This is a genomic window from Gorillibacterium massiliense (genome assembly GCF_000455485.1).
In the GTDB taxonomy this organism is placed as follows: Bacteria; Bacillota; Bacilli; order Paenibacillales; family NBRC-103111; genus Gorillibacterium; species Gorillibacterium massiliense.
Genome location: NZ_CBQR020000107.1, coordinates 39,325 through 55,396, shown reverse-complemented (window position 1 = coordinate 55,396; position 16,072 = coordinate 39,325). Strand labels below are relative to the sequence as shown.

The window sequence follows — 16,072 nt, the reverse complement described above, 5'->3', positions numbered from 1 at the left end:
CTCGGCAGGGCTAGAAGAAGCGGTCAAATGGATGATCCTGTACCTGTTCATTTTCAAGCATGTGGAGTTTGACGAGCCTTACGATGGCATTGTTTATTCCGTTGCGGTTTCTCTCGGGTTTGCGTCTATGGAGAACGTCGTTTATGCGATTTATTCTTATTCGAGCTTCGGACAATTGATCGGGCGGGCGCTTTTGCCGGTGTCCGGGCATGCCCTCTTCGGTGTGGTGATGGGGTATTATCTCGGCTTAGCCAAATTCAAGCCCCGTTACAAACGGATGTACATGGCGGTTTCGATTCTTATGCCTGTACTGTATCACGGGATATTCGATTACATTTTAACGAATTTTACCGATACCTGGCTCTGGTTTATGATTCCGCTGATGGGCTATCTGTGGATTCGTTCCTTGTGGAAAGTGAAGAAAGCCAACGCCCGCTCTCCGCTGCGGCCTGTTGGGGAGGAAGAGGTTAAAATTTCCGTTTAACGGGCATACTGGATGGAAAACGGTGCACGGAGGGTTTACATCCATTGAGTCGGGTAAAAGTGAGAATACGCTGCAAAAAATGCGGGGAATTATTTGTTCTGAAGGGCAACCGCAGCAAAGGAAGGATTGAAACGGGCTTCCGCCGCTGCCTTTGCGACAACGATCGGGACCTTGACATCGAGGAACTATAGCGACAACCGAAACGAAAAGATCTGCAGCCTTTCTGCAGGTCTTTTTTTTATAAGAATTTATAAGTTTGGCACCATAAAAAGCCTTATTCCGCTACAGGAAACGCCTCTCGTCCTGGTATCGGGGTCCTCGCAAAGTACCTAATTAAGCATCGTCAGGGTTGGCTTCACTTTGTGGGGTACGGTGTCGACGAAGCCGTTTATCTTTGGTTGGGAAACCTTGAATAAATCGGAACGGGAGTACAGAACCTAGAGAAAAAGAGGGAGGCGATTCGTCCCCATGTACAAAAGAATAAGCGCCGTTTTGTTTCCCGTATTTCTTGTGGGTTTCATCGGGCTTGGCATCTGGGGTTATCAGGAAAACCGTGAGAAGAACACCATTTTGATTAAGGCGGAAAACCAGTATCAGCGGTCATTTCATGACTTGAGTTTCCACTTGGACCAAATTCAAAAACAGCTTGGCAATATTACCGCGGTAAATCCGACATCCCAGGATTATTATCGCAAGCAGATGATCAATATTTGGCGGGTAACCAATCAAGCGAGAAATGATGTTACCCTGCTTCCTCTTGCCATGCTTCCTCTGGACAAAACCCAGAAGCTCCTGCACAATCTCGCTTCCTTCAGCTATCAGGTATCGGTTCGGGATTTATCCAACAAGCCCATGTCCGATTCGGAAAAGGCCACGCTGGCCACTCTCTACAAGCAATCCAAAGAGATGGACGGAGAGATTTCAAAGGTGCAAAGCTCTATCCTTTCCAAAAACCTGCGCTGGATGGATGTAGAATCGGCTTTAGCCTCCCAGAAAGAAAAGACGGATAACGTCATCATCGATGGCTTCAAAGCGATGAATAAGATGGTGGAAGGTTACGAGGAGGTGGATTGGGGTGCATCCATCATGTCCGAGCAGAAAAGACGGGACTTGTCCAAGCTGCCGGGAAATTGGGTGACAGCCGAAGAAATCCACAGGAAAGCGGCAGAATTTCTCGACGTGCCGGGCGGCGGGCAAATGGATGTCAAGGAGCACGGCAAGGGAACCGAATACAACACGTATACCGTGAATACGGTGAACCCTGAAACCAATCAGCCGATCATGCTGTATTACTCCAAAAAAGGCGGTCATCTGCTGCAGTATTACAGTCCGCGTACGGTGACGAACCCGGTGCTGGATTTGCAGGGGGCGGAGGAAGCCGGTCAGGATTTCCTTGCCAAGCATCATTTTACGGATATGGTGCCGGTCAACTATTCAAAATACAGCGGTACGGCCGCCATCACTTATGCCCATAAAACCGGGGGAGTCATCCTTTATCCGGAATCGGTCATGCTGAACATCGCACTGGATAATGGCGAAGTGACGGATATCAAATCCGCGGATTACCATTTCGGGCATAAGGACAGGAAATTGGCCAAACCGAAGCTGACCATGGCTCAAGCCAAAAAAGAATTGAGCCCATCGTTCAAAGTGAGCAGTTCAAACGAAGCGCTCATCGAAAATGAAACCTTTCAAGAGATCCTCTGTTACCAGTTCACGGGGAAAATGAATGGCGAGATGTACAAAATCTTCATTAACGCGGACAACGCCTACGAAGAGCAAGTGGAAAATATGCAAGAGCAAACCTAACAAACTTTTTAACGGGAGGCTTAGATAGCCTCTCGTTTTTAATGTCCACCCCATGCTATAATCAGGTTTGAAAAGCCGATGAGGAGGACAATCCGTGCTGCCCAGCGTGAATCAGGCATTATATCTTCAAATCAATACCATCGATGAAGAAGAAGCCAAACAGGAATATAAAGCCCGGATCGCTGATGATCTTGGCGATCGGTTAGCCCTAGAAATTCCAATGAACGAACAGACAGGCCGGTTGAAGCGCTTTTATGTGGGGGACGAGCTTTCCACGTATTTCGTATCGGATGGCGGCTTCAAAAACTTTTTTACCACTACGGTTATGGGATATCGGGAAGACGGAATCCGCCAGGTCATTGTCCGCAAGCCTCGGGAAGAGGAAATCGGCCGGGTTCAGCGGCGCAATTTTTTGCGGATGCCAGCCGAGCTTGAAGTTTCTCTAACAACGGATCTTAAGCAAAAAGTGCTGGGCGTAACGGAGGACGTGGGCGGCGGGGGCATCTCTTTTACCTGCGAGAAGAACATTTCGCTCGATAAAGGACGGAAAACGGAAGGGTGGCTCTTGCTGCCGCCTAGAAACGGTAAGCCCGATCATGTCTTTTTCAAAGGGATGGTTGTCCGGGCTATCGATACGGAGTTTAGTAAAAGCGTGATCATGCGTTTTACGGAAATGGCGGACAAAGAAAGGCAAAAAATCATTCGGTTTTGCTTTGAACGGGAGCAGATTATCCGTAAAAGCTAAAGGGCAGGAGTGTTGTTTTTTCAGCACTTTTCCGCGCATGGTTTTGCATTCCCCGTTATGTTTTGGTATAATTTTTTGGGAACGCAGGCACCCGCCTGCTTTTTTCTTTCAGGACTGGAGGCACCGCATTGGTTAAGTTCAACATTGCTCTCGACGGACCGGCTGGAGCAGGGAAAAGCACCGTAGCAAGACTTGTTGCAAAAGAATTGGGTTTCGTTTATGTGGACACCGGGTCGATGTATCGAGCCGTCACCTGGAAAATCATTCAACTGGGTCTTCGTACGGACGATACGCCGGCTATTGTTACCGCAGCGCAAAACCTTAAACTGGAGCTAAAGCCCGGCGATAACGGGCAGCAGGTTTTTGTAGACGGTGTGGATGTTACGAGCTTGATCCGATCTGCCGAAATCAATGCGAATGTTTCGCAAGTGTCGCAAATTCCTGAAATTCGCCAACGGCTCACGGACATTCAAAAGAACTTGGCAACTGGCAAGGGAATTGTCATGGATGGCCGGGATATCGGCACGAAGGTGCTGCCCGACGCCGAAGTGAAAGTCTTTTTGACGGCTAGTGCCAGACGGCGCGCAGAACGGCGCTACAAAGAAGCTCCCGATTCGGCCATGACGCTGGATGAGCTGGAAGCCGATATCACTCGAAGGGACCGGATGGATGCGGAACGCGAGCTGTCCCCTCTACGTAAGGCCGAGGATGCTGTCCGATTGGACACGACTGAGCTGGCGCTTGATGAGGTGGTACAAGCTGTTCTCCAGCTATGCCGGACCAAAGTGAACGGGGGAAAATGAGATGCTTTATGTAGCGATTCGCCAACTGCTGCGTTTCTTGTTTGCCGTTTTGTATCGTTGGGAAGTTTCGGGAAAGCACAATGTACCTGCCTCAGGACCGGTTATTTTATGCGGTAACCACATCAATAATATCGATCCGCTGATTTTGGCCTCTCCGCTGGACCGCAAAGTTCAGTTCATGGCCAAGGAAGAGCTATTCCGGGTGCCGGTGTTGGGTCCCTTGATCCACACATTAGGCGCTTATCCCGTTAAACGGGGCGGAGTCAGCAAGGAATCGATAAGGCATTCTATTCGACTGCTGGAAGAAGGCCATGTGATGGGGATCTTTCCCGAAGGGTCTCGCAAAAATGCCGGCGGCATGGGAAAAAAAGGTGCGGCAATGCTTGCCTTGAAGTCAAACGCCACGGTTATTCCCGTAGCGATCGTGGGACGGTACACTCCTTTCCGCAAAATGAAAGTGATTTACGGTTCTCCGGTGGATTTAAGCGAATTTGCCGGCGGCGGCTCCGAACAACTGGAAGCCGCGACGGAAAAAATCATGTCCGTCATCCGGAATATGGTTACAGAGAATAAAAAGCTGGGTAAAAATTGATTGCAGTGAATGGAAATGGTATCTTGGAATTATACTACACTATAAATCATTGCGATTTTAACTGGATTATGAATTGAAGTGTTGGGTCGCCAAATGTTAGGAGGTTATCGGTATGACGGAGGAAAACAAAGTACAAGGAAATTCGACGCCTGAAACAGGGGTTAACCCGGACAACGCACCGGAAGCAGCGGTAGAGGAGACAGCCGTTCCGGTAGAGCCATCTGCAGTGGAAGAAGCGAATGTGACAGCGGAAGAAACGTCGCCTGAGCAGGTGGATTACGGTTCCATCGATCTAAAGAAGGGATCGACCGTCCGTGGGAAAATCGTGAAAGTGGACAATGATCAGGCATTTGTCGATATCGGATATAAGTATGACGGTGTCATCCCGGTTCGCGAATTGTCCTCGTTGCAGCTCGACAACGCAGCTGAAGCGGTGCAAGTAGGACAGGAAGTTGAGCTGAAAGTCGTGTCGTTCAATGACGAGAAGGAAAAACTCGTTCTCTCCAAACGCGCGATCGATAGCGAACTGGCCTGGGAAGACCTGCAAAAGAAGCTGGATAACAAGGAAATCATCGAGGCTAAGGTTGCGGATGTTGTCAAAGGCGGTCTTGTCGTTGACGTAGGTCTGCGCGGCTTTATCCCCGCTTCCATGGTAGAACGTCATTTCGTTGAGGACTTCAGTGATTACAAAGGACGCGTTCTGCGCCTGCACGTGAAAGAACTCGACCGTGAAAAAAATAAAGTCATCCTGTCCCAAAAGGACGTGCTGGATGCGGAATATGAGCAAAACAAACTGGCCATCATGGAAAAACTTGTTCCCGGTCAAACCATCGAAGGAACTGTTCAACGCCTGACTCCTTTCGGCGTTTTCGTTGATATCGGCGGCGTGGATGGACTGGTACACATTTCCGAAATGGCTTGGAACCATGTGGAACATCCTTCCGAAGTCGTGAAGGAAGGCGACAAGGTATCCGTGAAGGTGCTTAAGGTCGATCCGGCTAACGAGCGCATCAGCTTGAGCTTGAAAGCCGCTCAACCAGGCCCATGGGATCGGGTAAAGAGCGAGCTGGAAATCGGCTCGATCGTGACCGGTACCGTCAAGCGGCTTGCCTCCTTCGGAGCCTTTGTTGAAGTGCTTCCCGGCGTCGAAGGTCTTGTGCACATTTCGCAAATCTCTCACCGTCACATCGGCACTCCTCATGAAGTGCTGAAGGAAGGTGAAGATGTACAAGTGAAGATTCTCGACATCAACCCCGATGAGAAACGCGTAAGCCTGAGCATCAAGGAAACGGAAGAAGCTCCCGCTCAAGCGCCTCGTCCGGAGCGTCCTCGCAAGCAGCAACAAGAAACGATCAGTGAAGAATACCGCAATGAAGGGTTGAACTTGACCCTGGGTGAGCGGTTCGGCGACAAGCTAAGCAAATTCAAATGATACCGGGGGAACGATATGCGCGAGTCGCGTAAAATGGATCATATCCACCATGCCCTCCGGCTTGGTCCGTCAGGCGGAAACGGCTTAAGCGATATCCAGCTTGTGCCGGATAGTCTCCCGGAAACGAACGCATACGCCATATCCCTGGAAACGCAAATCGGCGAACTCATCTTGAGTTCGCCGATTGTCATTAATGCGATGACAGGAGGGGCGTTAGCGGTCTCGCCGATTAACCAGTCGCTGGCGGAAGCTGCGGCTGAATGTGGAGTTGCGATGGCGGTAGGTTCACAAATGGCGGCACTGAAGGACCCAATCTTAACGGAAAGTTACAGCATTGTCCGCAGAATCAACCCCCACGGAATCGTCATCGCCAATTTAGGCGCGGAAGCGACGGTGGAGCAGGCGAGGGCTGCGGTTGATATGCTGGAGGCGAATGCCTTGCAGATCCATCTCAATGTGATGCAGGAGCTGGTGATGCCCGAGGGTGACCGGGATTTTCGCGGCGCTGGAGAACGGATCGAACGCATCATCCAGTCTGTCGGGGTGCCGGTCATTATCAAGGAAGTCGGGTTTGGGCTATCGGCCGCGACTGCGCTTAAGCTTAAAAAGCGCGGGGCAGCCATCCTCGATGTCGGCGGTAGAGGCGGAACCAATTTTGCCGCCATCGAGAATGAGCGGCGTGACCAGTCATTAGCTTGGACGAATGGCTGGGGACTATCCACAACCCAATCGCTTCTGGAGGTACTGCCTCATTTTTCTGCAGCGAGTGTTATCGCATCCGGTGGAATCACGGATAGCCTGGACGCTGTAAAAGCGCTAGCTCTGGGGGCAGGCGCTGTCGGAATTGCTGGCGCCGTTTTGCGTGCGTGCAATAGCGGCGGCGCAGCCGGAGCAGCAGCTTTCATCGGCGAGATGGAGGAAGGCATCCGCATCGCCATGGCTGCACTTGGTGCCAGATCTCTAGCAGAGCTGAGAGAAAAACCGCTCGTGGTCAGCGGAACGACTCTGGAGTGGTGCCGGGAACGGGGAATCGAAACGAAGGGTTACGCCCGTCGCGGCGGCCAAGATTAGCTTTTTCCTGTTTGGAATGAAACGACAGCATTCTCCGCATACTGAATGGGTATGAGAGGCGGGGATGCTCCAATGAACTCAGGATATTTGGGCTATCTGATCATGGCCGTATGCCTGATCCTGTTGATGACCGGCTGGAAGGACGTATTTCTAAGGGGGATAAAGGGGAAATCTCTCCTCCTTTTTTTTGTATTCTGGATCGCTTTCTCTTTTGCTGATTTTCCTTTTGCCACGATGAAAATTAACGGTGTTGTCATTGTGCTTATTCTGGTCACCATCGGCTCCTTTGTGATGATGGACTCAGGCGAGATGCGTTACCGTGCAGCTGCCGCCGGGCTGATGTTGGGGCTTGTCGATTATTTGCTGACCCAACTGGTGGATCGGATACCCATCTCATTTCTTACGACACCGGATCTCGATCTAGCTCTCCTATACTCTGTGCTTATTTCATTACGATTTCGGCCGCCGATTCTGCAAGTATCCGTTCTTACCATCGGACTGTTGTTCGGTGATTTGCTGAATGGGATCGCCGTATTGCCCGAAATCCGCACTTGGGGCGGTCCGGCCTTCTGGGATCGCTGGTGGGTTTCCGTCAGTGTTGCTCGCGTTCTTTCGGCGTTTGTGAGCATTTTGTGGGCTTTCAGCAGGCTGAAAGGCTCACGTCTGGCGGCAGCCGTAAAAGGGAGGAAGAGCAGATGACCGATAAGTATACGCTTGCGATCCTTTTAGGTGTCATCCTCGGGACGATGGCGAGGTTTTTGATGATGCGCACGGATTACCGTCAGTATCCTACCTATCCTCATGGACAAATTATTCATGTAGCTCTTGGCATCATCGCCGCGGCATTGGGGGCGGTGGCGGTGCCGGCCATCCTGGAGAAACAATATACGGCAGTCACGTTTCTTACTTTGGCAGCGCAGCAGTTCAGGGATGTCCGAAACATGGAGCGGGAGATGCTGACCACTCTCGATCAGGAAGAGATGGTGCCCAGGGGCGGGGCTTATGTGGAAGGGATCGCCATGGTTTTTGAAGGCCGCAACTATCTCGTGATACTGACGGCGTTCGCCGCTTCTCTTTGTACCGTGCTGCTATCCTGGTATGTGGGAGTAGCCGCAGGCGTGCTCTGTTTCGGCCTCAACAAGATTTTGAAGTCTGGAAAATCATTGGGCAGCATCGTGAATGTGGAAAAAACAGACATTGTCATCAAGGGACCGGGAGTTTATGTCGGCGATATCTATATCCGCAATATTGGACTATCGGAAGCGAGAAAATCGATCTTAGAGTACGGAATGGGTTTTACGCTAAAGCCCAAAGGGCGCACTAGCCGACTTTCTTTAGCAAATCCCGGCCAACGCCAGGCGATTTTGCACAACCTCTCTTCGATTTTAGGGGCGTATCTGGACACGGGCGAGCCTTCGCTTATTCCGATGGCCAAGCTGGACATGCGGGACGGACGTCTCGGGTTGCTCTTCTTGTCGGTGGATCAAGACATCGAACGGGCAGAGCAAGTTATCCGCAGCGTTCCGCTTATTGAAAATTCTGTGAGGCGGCCGTCGAAGAAACGGAGGAGGAAGGGAGCATGAACGATAACAGCAGAATTGTCGCTGTGGTGGCCATGGACCACAATGAAGTGGGAGGGGGAGCGCCGATGTTTTTTGTGGCTAACTCAGATGAACTGCAACAGGTTGCCAATACACTGGAAAAGATCATGGACGCTTCCGTTGCGGAGATTACGCCAACAGTTATGATCCTCGTCAAGCACTGAAATTTGTGCAATATAGCCAATAGCGTACATTTTTGCTATGATTGAGGTTGGGCTCATCACAGAAAGAAATACATAACCGGGTAAATGAAGTGCCCGGACTTACAAGACAGGAGTGAACCGTATGGCAAAACCCGTCATCGCAATCGTCGGACGGCCGAATGTTGGAAAATCCACCATTTTCAATCGGATGGTTGGCGATCGTCTGGCTATTGTAGAGGACCGTCCCGGTATTACACGGGACCGCTTGTACGGAACAGGAGAATGGCTGAACCGTTCCTTCAGCGTAATCGATACCGGCGGTATCGAGATTGAAGGAGAAGACGAAATCATGCGCTCAGTCCGCGTGCAGGCGGAACTGGCGATTGAAGAAGCGGATGTCATTATATTTATGACCGATGGAAAAGCGGGGCTTACCCCCACTGACGAAGAGATCGGACAACTCTTGTACCGTTCCGGCAAGCCGATCGTGCTTGCCGTTAATAAAGTGGATAATATCAAAATGCAGGAGAATACTTACGAGTTTTATAACCTCGGATTTGGCGAGCCTATCGGCATTTCCGGTGCCCACGGCATCGGCATCGGCGATTTGCTGGAAGCCTGCGCTAATCATTTTCCCGATGAAGAAGATGATGAATATGGCGAGGATGTCATCAAGGTTGCTCTCATCGGTCGACCTAATGTGGGCAAATCCTCTCTTATCAATGCGATTTTGGGCGAGGAGCGGGTGATCGTCAGTCCCGTTGCCGGAACGACTCGGGATGCTATCGATACCCCGTTCGAACGAGATGGCCAGAAGTATGTACTCATTGACACCGCCGGCATGCGCAAGCGCGGAAAAGTCTATGAGAACGTTGAAAAATACAGCGTAATGCGTGCGATGAAAGCGATCGAACGGGCAGATGTAGTGCTCGTTGTGATCAACGGCGAAGAAGGGATCATCGAACAGGATAAACACATTGCCGGATATGCCCATGAAGCGGGCAAAGCCAGCATTTTTGTCGTGAACAAATGGGATATTGTCGAGAAAGACGACAAAACGATGAACCGCTTTACCCAAACGATCCGGGATCATTTCCTCTTCATGACTTATGCGCCTGTGGTGTTTGTGTCGGCGAAGACGAAACAGCGGCTGCACAAGCTCCTTCCTGTCGTAGCAGAAGTGGCAGAGAATCATTCGTTGCGCATTAAAACACCGATGCTGAACGAAGTGGTCGCCGACGCCGTGGCCGTAACACCTCCGCCTACGGATAAGGGCAAGCGCCTTAGGGTGAATTATGTTACCCAGGTGGCGGTCAAGCCGCCTACCTTTGTCATTTTTGTAAATGAGCCGGAGATGATGCACTTCTCTTACTTGCGCTACCTAGAAAACAAGCTCCGTGCCTCATTCCACTTTGAAGGAACGCCGCTCCGGCTGATCACACGAAAAAAAGCGGCAGACGAATAGGAGGAGTCGTATTTTGCAAGTTTTGGCTATCATCATATCCTATCTTCTTGGCTCGATCAGCTTCAGTCTGTTTGCAGGCAAGCTGCTGAAGGGAATTGATATTCGCCAGCACGGAAGCGGCAATGCGGGGGCGACCAACACCTTGCGGATTTTGGGCACCGGACCTGCCATCGCCGTTCTTGCGCTTGATGTGCTGAAGGGCATTGCCGCCGTTTGGATCGGCTGGTGGCTCGGAGGAGATCAAGTATGGACTCCACTCTTGTGCGGCATTATGGTCATCATCGGCCATAATTGGCCGATCTACTTTCGGTTCAAAGGAGGCAAAGGCATCGCCACGACCATCGGCGTTCTGGCCACCCTCTGCTTCTGGCCGGCGTTGATTGCCGGGATTTTTGCGATTTTAGCCATAGCTATCACCCGTTATGTCTCCTTGGGATCGCTTATTTTCACCGCCCTTACACCAGTCTTTCTTCTTTTGAGCGGTACGGGGCCGGAGCTGTTTTGGACGAGTCTGCTGATCGCTGCTTTTGCCTTTTACCGGCACCGTACCAATATTGTTAAGCTGGTTCGCAAGAAAGAGAGCAAGCTTGGCAAGAAAGGCATCTAAAGCCCACGGGATGGAGGAAAACGCGAAATGCATCAGAAGAAAACGGCGCTGCTCGTAGCAGGCAGTTGGGGAACGGCAATCGCTACCGTTTTGGCGGACAACGGCCACGATGTGGTCATTTGGACGCGTAGACAGGATCAGGCTGATGAAATCAACATCAACCATACCAATGCCAAATATTTACCGGATGTACGGCTTTCCGAGCGTATTCGCGCCACATCTTCCATGGAGGAGGCAGTAACCGGGGCGGATGCCGTCGTGCTTGCCGCCACTTCCTCTAGCATGCGGGAGGTTGCCGCGTTAGTGAAGCCTTACTTGGATGAGCGGACGCTGATTATTCATGCGACAAAAGGCTTTGAAGCGGAAACTTTGAAGCAAATGACCGAGGTAATCGCCGAGGAAATTCCTCAGACGGACCGGAAACGGATCGTCGTTCTCTCCGGCCCAAGTCACGCCGAGGAAGTCGTTCTACGCTGTCCGACTACAACAGTTGTGGCTGCGGAGGATGTCAGCGCGGCGGAGGCGGCTCAGGATTTGCTGATGAATTCCTATTTCCGGGTGTATACCAATCCGGACGTAACCGGTGTAGAAGTCGGCGGAGCGCTGAAAAATATCATTGCACTCGGCGTCGGCATGTCCGACGGCCTTGGCTTCGGAGATAATGCGAAAGCCGCACTCATGACCCGGGGATTGACGGAAATCGTCCGCCTCGGCATCGCCATGGGAGCGAATCCGTTGACCTTTTCCGGTCTTGCCGGATTGGGCGATCTAATCGTTACCTGCACCAGTAAGCATAGCCGGAACTGGCGTGCCGGATATATGTTAGGACAAGGAGCGTCGCTAACAGACGTTTTGGATAAAATGCAGATGGTGGTGGAAGGCGTCAAGACCACATCCGCCGCCAGTAAGCTGGCGGAGACCTATAAGGTGCGCATGCCGATCACCAATGCACTTTACGGCGTCCTCTTTGCAGGGAAACGTCCGAAGGAAGCGGTAGAAGAACTGATGGGCCGCTTAAAGACCCACGAAATCGAGGAAGTCGCACAAAATGCGGCTTCGAATTGGCTGGGGTAACAATACCAGTTGGCGTGGTGGTTATGCGAATAAATAAAGACGGAGCCGAGTTGGTGAACTCGGTTCCGTCTTTTTTGATATCAGAAAGTATAAACTTCTTACTTCCATGCGATTTCTTTGTGGAGCTTGTCGATCCCGATCCATGCCCATATCAAGCCGAAGGGTACGGCAAGCCACGATCGCCAGTCCAGATCGCTTAAGAGCAGCAGGGAGATGGCGGCAAGCAGCAAAACAGTGCGGGTAGTTGGATAGAACACGCCTTTGACCAAGCAAACGATACTGTAAATCACCAGGAAAACAGCGAAGAGAATCCATCCAATTCCCGCCATAGGCTGGGGGTTGTGTCCGAACTCCTGAAGCAGTCTGCCTCCTCCGAAGAGCAGAAACCCGGCTAAAGCAAGAAGGAAAGCAGCCTTCCCGACAAACGGCAAATCGTGTGCTTGATGAAGATACACCGTTACTAAACCTGCCGTCATGAGGGCAATCGAAAAGAGAAGATATAAATGGGTATCCGCCACACCTTCCCGATAACCTCCCGGAGGAGCCGGATCCAGTAGGCTGACCGAAGTCCAGACCGCAATCCAGATCAAGCTGCCGAGGATCAGGGAAAACAAGCTTAATACCGCAGGCCATTTCATTTCGCGATGCTCCTTTCTATTGCGGCGCGGCTTATTCGGCGATGATCCCGCCGACGATACGATCTCCGGCATTGCCAGCCGGATCGGTTTTGTAGTCGTCTTCTGCCGCATGAATGATGATCGATCTGCCGTTAAGAGCGCCGGCAGCCGCGGCATCCCATAGCGAAGTGCCATTCAGCATGAAATCGGTACTAGTGGTTCCATCGGCCTCAACGACTAAATTGGGCAGGTCGCCCAAATGATGGCCTTGCGGATTATCGGATCCGTGTTTCTTGCCTTCCGGGTTGAAATGGCCGCCGGCTGTTTTTAAGTCCATCCATGAAAAAGCTTTTTCATGAAGGTGGAACCCGTGCTTGCCGGGTTTGAGTCCTGTTGCTTTCAATTGGATATGCACTCCACCGGTCATCGGAGTCAGCACGGCCCAGCCGGTTTTTTTGCCGGTTGTGTCGTACAAGGTTACATCCAGTGAAGAGAGAGCTGCGCTGACAGGCGTTTTTGCCGGTTGCAGGAGTTGCAAAACTTTCAATCCGATGATTGCGGCTTGGGCTCGGGTTGTTTTTCCCCGTGGCTGCAAAGTACCGTCCGGCATACCGTTCAAAATGTCCTGCCGTTTGGCGAACTCAACTGCCATCCGAGCCCATGTCGAGATACTGTTGGCATCTTTGAAAGCTTTCAGAGGCTCTTTATTGTCCACGACAGTGGACTGACACAGTTTATAGAGCACAACCGCCAATTCTTCGCGGGTTACGGGGTCGTTCGGGCGGAAGGTTCCTTCCGCATCTCCTTTGACAAGGCCGGCATTTGCCGCTTCCATGATCGCATTGTAATCCTTGCTGCTCTTCGACACGTCAGAGAATTTAGGGGTGCTGTTACCTGACGGGATGACGTATTTATCCGCATAACGAAGCAGTTGAACGAGAAGCCGTGCCGTTTCGGCCCGGGTAATCGGCCGTTCCGGCTCAAACAGACTTGGAGAGACGCCATCCATCAGTTGTCTGCCTGCGGCTATTTCGATGGAAGTTTGCGCCCAATGACCTTTGATGTCTTGGAAGGTAAGCTCCGATAGCAGGATGCTGTAGCTACCCGAACCTGAAATAGGCGCCGTTATCTCCTTGTTGTCTTTGGACAGGCTTCCGCCGATATAGCTCCATGTTTTGTCATTATTTTGTTTGAAAATGCCAAGCTTCTGCGGGTCGAGGCCTTTCAGAGCTGACTCAGGAATGGCGAGAGTCAGATACGCCTTTTTATTAAATGATTTCTCGGAAGAAAGGGTAAACCCGTTGGAAACCGCACGGTAACCGGCTTGCGGCAAAATAGAGCTCGCTTCGCTTTTTCGAACCGTTACCGGCGTATCCTGATTAACGGTAAGCGCATCTGCATCGAGTCGAATCGCTTGTTTGAAACCGCTGTGGCTGCTTGCTTCCTTCGTCAGATAGAATACCGTTTCGTTCGTGTCGGGGGCAGGCGCAACTGAAGGTTTGGGAGTAGCAATCGGTCCTCCTCCTCCGCCACTTACAGGGCCAGGCGTTGGCGATGTTGACGGCGAAGGGGAGGGGCTGCTGCTGGAAACGGTAATTTGTATGGTGGTTTCCGGTGAAAGGTTACCGCTGGTATCGACGGCCACTACCTTTATCGTGTAGGTTCCGGGCTCAAGCCCTTTCAAGATTTGCTGGCTGGTTGTTTTTTCGATTGTGACCGGCAAATCATACCCGTCTTGTCCGGGTCTCTTCACATAAAGCAGGATATGATCGAAATCCTCATCGCTGGGTGAGGTCCAGCTAACGGTCACATTGCTGCCGGCGGCTTCTGCATGTAAATTTCCGATAGGAGCGGGTGGAGTGGTATCGACTGGCGGCTTATTTGCTTCGAAAGCCGGAGCGACGAATACTCCTTGAGAGAAAATCCCTACGTCTGTCCGCTCTCGCGTATCTTCGGACAGGTAGGCGACTTTACTGCCGTCTGAGCTCATGGACCAGGATTCCACATAGCTGCCGGGATTGCCGATACGCATATTTTTCGATAAATCATTCAGATCGAATGCCATAATCCCGAAGGTGATGAACTTTGCATCCGGGGTAAATTGCTCGTATTGAACAAAGACATAATGGCCAACGATGCTTGGAGCATTGTAGAGGATGGATGCTGTATCCCGAGCAATCTCCGTTTTCTCGCCGTTTGCGGTATTCACGGCAACGATGGAGTAAATGGGGGTAGAATCAACCATTCCTGTGAACTTACGTACGACAACGCGGCTGCCGTCGCTGTTCAACTCCGGTTGGAAGGCTCCATCAACGAGGGTACGGGACTCTCCTGTCGAAATCTCGTAAAGCTTAACCGAGCTTTTGCTGATATCCGTAGGCTCAGGCCCACTATAGATGGAATAGACGATCCATCTACCGTCTTTTGATAAAGAGCAGGTGTCAAGGGTTTCACCCGGATCGGCAGGCAAGGCAATTCTCTTCTGTAAATGACTGTCCAGCGCGTCATACAAAATAACGTCTGTTGGAGATCCCTTTTTTTTGCGGCGTGTATAGCAGTCTGTTTCCATCTGAGCTCATATGAACATATAAAGCAGGCGGCTCGCTGTTCGTCACATCAGTGAAGGTCGAGTCCTGATAAAGGTGGACGTGCTGCGATCCATCTGTCGCATAGGTGGTATAAACAAGCTTCTGGCCATTATAGGAAACATCCATATCCATCACTTCGGCGGTGCCATTAGGGTCCTGTATGGAACCGACGGCATCCGTTAAGAGATTATGGAACTTGGTCACCGATTCATGGTTGATGCGGTAAAATACCATCTTGCCGTCGCCGCTAATCTTCGCCATGCTGATCTCAGGTGCCGTTTGAATCCGTTTCGTAAGCGGGTTATCGGTCCCGGCGTAAATATCCAGCGGGGAACTGGAAACGTTGCCGGCAGCGTCTTGCGCGAAAATCCGGTAATGCCACAACCCGGGTCGATCAATCGTGTTGTCTACGTAAGTCATTTCGGGGGTATCACCGAGCCGATCGTTTTCACGGTAGACCGCATACGTGACCGGAGCAGTTTCCTGTAGACTCGTTTTGGTTAGAGTCGGGTTTGGATCGTTTTGGCTCCACTTTAATTTGATGGTATGTGCGTCAGGGGACGACCATGGGTCTTGCACCATGTACGGTTTATGCGGGATGACGGTGTCGATCGTGATCCAAATTGTATTGGAATAGCTGCCGTAGATTTCGCTTCCGGCGGAGTCTACAACACGCGATGTAATGGCATATGTGCCATCGTACAACGGATCCGGCGCGGTAGCTTCGAAGGCTAAGCCGGAAAGTTCGTTCTTATGCAGCGAAACCGTGACAAGAGGGTTCTTAAGATCTGCCGGATCGTAAAACTCGACGTCGACTCGGCTCGTTTCGTTGATTTCCGCTGGGATGGTACCGGTCACTTTCAGCCTATCGCTATTCTGATATTCATGCGCCGGCTCATTCATGATGGGGGTCGGCAGCGTGGTTGACTTATCTTCGGCCCGCACTGGACCGGTCTGGATGATAGACGATACGATAAGGGCGACTAACATGGACGCTGCGGCTGAGCGCAGCTTTCTTTTAACATTTTCCGATATTTTCAT

At 51.3% G+C, this 16,072-nt stretch carries 16 protein-coding genes; 13 read left to right on the top strand and 3 right to left on the bottom strand.

What is annotated here, in order from left to right; translation table 11 throughout:
- From TJ79_RS15365 to TJ79_RS15305, 13 genes are all read left to right on the top strand, one after another.
- Positions 1–484 (top strand): PrsW family glutamic-type intramembrane protease (locus TJ79_RS15365; protein WP_040951224.1); only part of this gene is annotated, 484 nt, incomplete at its 5' end.
- A gap of 468 nt (positions 485–952) precedes the next feature.
- Complete coding sequence (gene ypeB, locus TJ79_RS15360; RefSeq protein ID WP_040951216.1) at positions 953–2,293, top strand: germination protein YpeB; 1,341 nt, start codon at positions 953–955, stop codon at positions 2,291–2,293.
- A gap of 94 nt (positions 2,294–2,387) precedes the next feature.
- Positions 2,388–3,038 (top strand): flagellar brake protein, encoded by a 651-nt coding sequence (locus tag TJ79_RS15355; protein ID WP_040951215.1) that lies wholly within the window; start codon positions 2,388–2,390, stop codon positions 3,036–3,038.
- A gap of 128 nt (positions 3,039–3,166) precedes the next feature.
- A complete protein-coding gene (cmk, locus tag TJ79_RS15350) occupies positions 3,167–3,841 on the top strand; it encodes a (d)CMP kinase (protein WP_040951214.1) in 675 nt (224 codons plus the stop codon).
- 1 nt (position 3,842) lies between these two features.
- A complete protein-coding gene (locus TJ79_RS15345) occupies positions 3,843–4,433 on the top strand; it encodes a lysophospholipid acyltransferase family protein (RefSeq protein WP_040951213.1) in 591 nt (196 codons plus the stop codon).
- 112 nt (positions 4,434–4,545) lie between these two features.
- On the top strand, positions 4,546–5,865 hold the full coding sequence (gene rpsA / locus TJ79_RS15340; RefSeq protein WP_081756932.1) for a 30S ribosomal protein S1: 1,320 nt from the start codon (positions 4,546–4,548) through the stop codon (positions 5,863–5,865).
- Positions 5,866–5,880: 15 nt separating this feature from the next.
- On the top strand, positions 5,881–6,936 hold the full coding sequence (gene fni / locus TJ79_RS15335; protein ID WP_040951212.1) for a type 2 isopentenyl-diphosphate Delta-isomerase: 1,056 nt from the start codon (positions 5,881–5,883) through the stop codon (positions 6,934–6,936).
- A 72-nt stretch (positions 6,937–7,008) separates the two neighbouring features.
- On the top strand, positions 7,009–7,635 hold the full coding sequence (locus tag TJ79_RS15330) for a YphA family membrane protein (protein ID WP_040951211.1): 627 nt from the start codon (positions 7,009–7,011) through the stop codon (positions 7,633–7,635).
- Positions 7,632–8,519: a YIEGIA family protein gene (locus TJ79_RS15325; protein ID WP_040951210.1), complete on the top strand. Its 888-nt coding sequence runs from the start codon at positions 7,632–7,634 to the stop codon at positions 8,517–8,519. The genes TJ79_RS15330 and TJ79_RS15325 overlap by 4 nt, the downstream gene beginning before the upstream one ends.
- Positions 8,516–8,701: a capping complex subunit for YIEGIA gene (locus TJ79_RS15320; RefSeq protein WP_040951209.1), complete on the top strand. Its 186-nt coding sequence runs from the start codon at positions 8,516–8,518 to the stop codon at positions 8,699–8,701. Before TJ79_RS15325 ends, TJ79_RS15320 begins: the two co-directional genes overlap by 4 nt.
- A gap of 121 nt (positions 8,702–8,822) precedes the next feature.
- Positions 8,823–10,145 carry a ribosome biogenesis GTPase Der gene (gene der / locus TJ79_RS15315; protein ID WP_040951208.1) on the top strand — a complete coding sequence of 441 codons (1,323 nt, stop codon included), beginning with the start codon at positions 8,823–8,825 and terminating at the stop codon, positions 10,143–10,145.
- A 10-nt stretch (positions 10,146–10,155) separates the two neighbouring features.
- Positions 10,156–10,752 (top strand): glycerol-3-phosphate 1-O-acyltransferase PlsY, encoded by a 597-nt coding sequence (gene plsY, locus TJ79_RS15310; RefSeq protein ID WP_040951207.1) that lies wholly within the window; start codon positions 10,156–10,158, stop codon positions 10,750–10,752.
- A gap of 27 nt (positions 10,753–10,779) precedes the next feature.
- Positions 10,780–11,826 carry an NAD(P)H-dependent glycerol-3-phosphate dehydrogenase gene (locus tag TJ79_RS15305; RefSeq protein ID WP_040951206.1) on the top strand — a complete coding sequence of 349 codons (1,047 nt, stop codon included), beginning with the start codon at positions 10,780–10,782 and terminating at the stop codon, positions 11,824–11,826.
- A 98-nt stretch (positions 11,827–11,924) separates the two neighbouring features.
- Here the strand turns inward: TJ79_RS15305 and TJ79_RS15300 are convergent, their stop codons facing one another.
- Genes TJ79_RS15300 through TJ79_RS15290 form a run of 3 tightly spaced genes read right to left on the bottom strand, consistent with a single transcriptional unit; the run spans position 11,925 to position 16,072 of the window.
- Entirely contained in the window at positions 11,925–12,464 is a 540-nt protein-coding gene (locus tag TJ79_RS15300) for a hypothetical protein (protein WP_040951205.1), read from the bottom strand.
- A 31-nt stretch (positions 12,465–12,495) separates the two neighbouring features.
- Positions 12,496–15,012: an S-layer homology domain-containing protein gene (locus TJ79_RS26755; RefSeq protein WP_081756931.1), complete on the bottom strand. Its 2,517-nt coding sequence runs from the start codon at positions 15,010–15,012 to the stop codon at positions 12,496–12,498.
- Positions 14,948–16,072, bottom strand: a complete 1,125-nt coding sequence (locus TJ79_RS15290; RefSeq protein ID WP_040951204.1) for a fibronectin type III domain-containing protein — start codon at positions 16,070–16,072, stop codon at positions 14,948–14,950. Before TJ79_RS15290 ends, TJ79_RS26755 begins: the two co-directional genes overlap by 65 nt.

Bases quoted from the DNA above. Each gene is read 5' to 3' on its own strand.
- fni (WP_040951212.1), top strand. From the start codon at position 5,881: ATGCGCGAGTCGCGTAAAATGGATCATATCCACCATGCCCTCCGGCTT.
- TJ79_RS15325 (WP_040951210.1), top strand. From the start codon at position 7,632: ATGACCGATAAGTATACGCTTGCGATCCTTTTAGGTGTCATCCTCGGG.
- der (WP_040951208.1), top strand. From the start codon at position 8,823: ATGGCAAAACCCGTCATCGCAATCGTCGGACGGCCGAATGTTGGAAAA.
- TJ79_RS26755 (WP_081756931.1), bottom strand. From the start codon at position 15,012: ATGGAAACAGACTGCTATACACGCCGCAAAAAAAAGGGATCTCCAACA.
- TJ79_RS15305 (WP_040951206.1), top strand. From the start codon at position 10,780: ATGCATCAGAAGAAAACGGCGCTGCTCGTAGCAGGCAGTTGGGGAACG.
- TJ79_RS15330 (WP_040951211.1), top strand. From the start codon at position 7,009: ATGAACTCAGGATATTTGGGCTATCTGATCATGGCCGTATGCCTGATC.
- ypeB (WP_040951216.1), top strand. From the start codon at position 953: ATGTACAAAAGAATAAGCGCCGTTTTGTTTCCCGTATTTCTTGTGGGT.
- TJ79_RS15300 (WP_040951205.1), bottom strand. From the start codon at position 12,464: ATGAAATGGCCTGCGGTATTAAGCTTGTTTTCCCTGATCCTCGGCAGC.
- rpsA (WP_081756932.1), top strand. From the start codon at position 4,546: ATGACGGAGGAAAACAAAGTACAAGGAAATTCGACGCCTGAAACAGGG.
- TJ79_RS15320 (WP_040951209.1), top strand. From the start codon at position 8,516: ATGAACGATAACAGCAGAATTGTCGCTGTGGTGGCCATGGACCACAAT.
- TJ79_RS15290 (WP_040951204.1), bottom strand. From the start codon at position 16,072: ATGAAAATATCGGAAAATGTTAAAAGAAAGCTGCGCTCAGCCGCAGCG.
- TJ79_RS15345 (WP_040951213.1), top strand. From the start codon at position 3,843: ATGCTTTATGTAGCGATTCGCCAACTGCTGCGTTTCTTGTTTGCCGTT.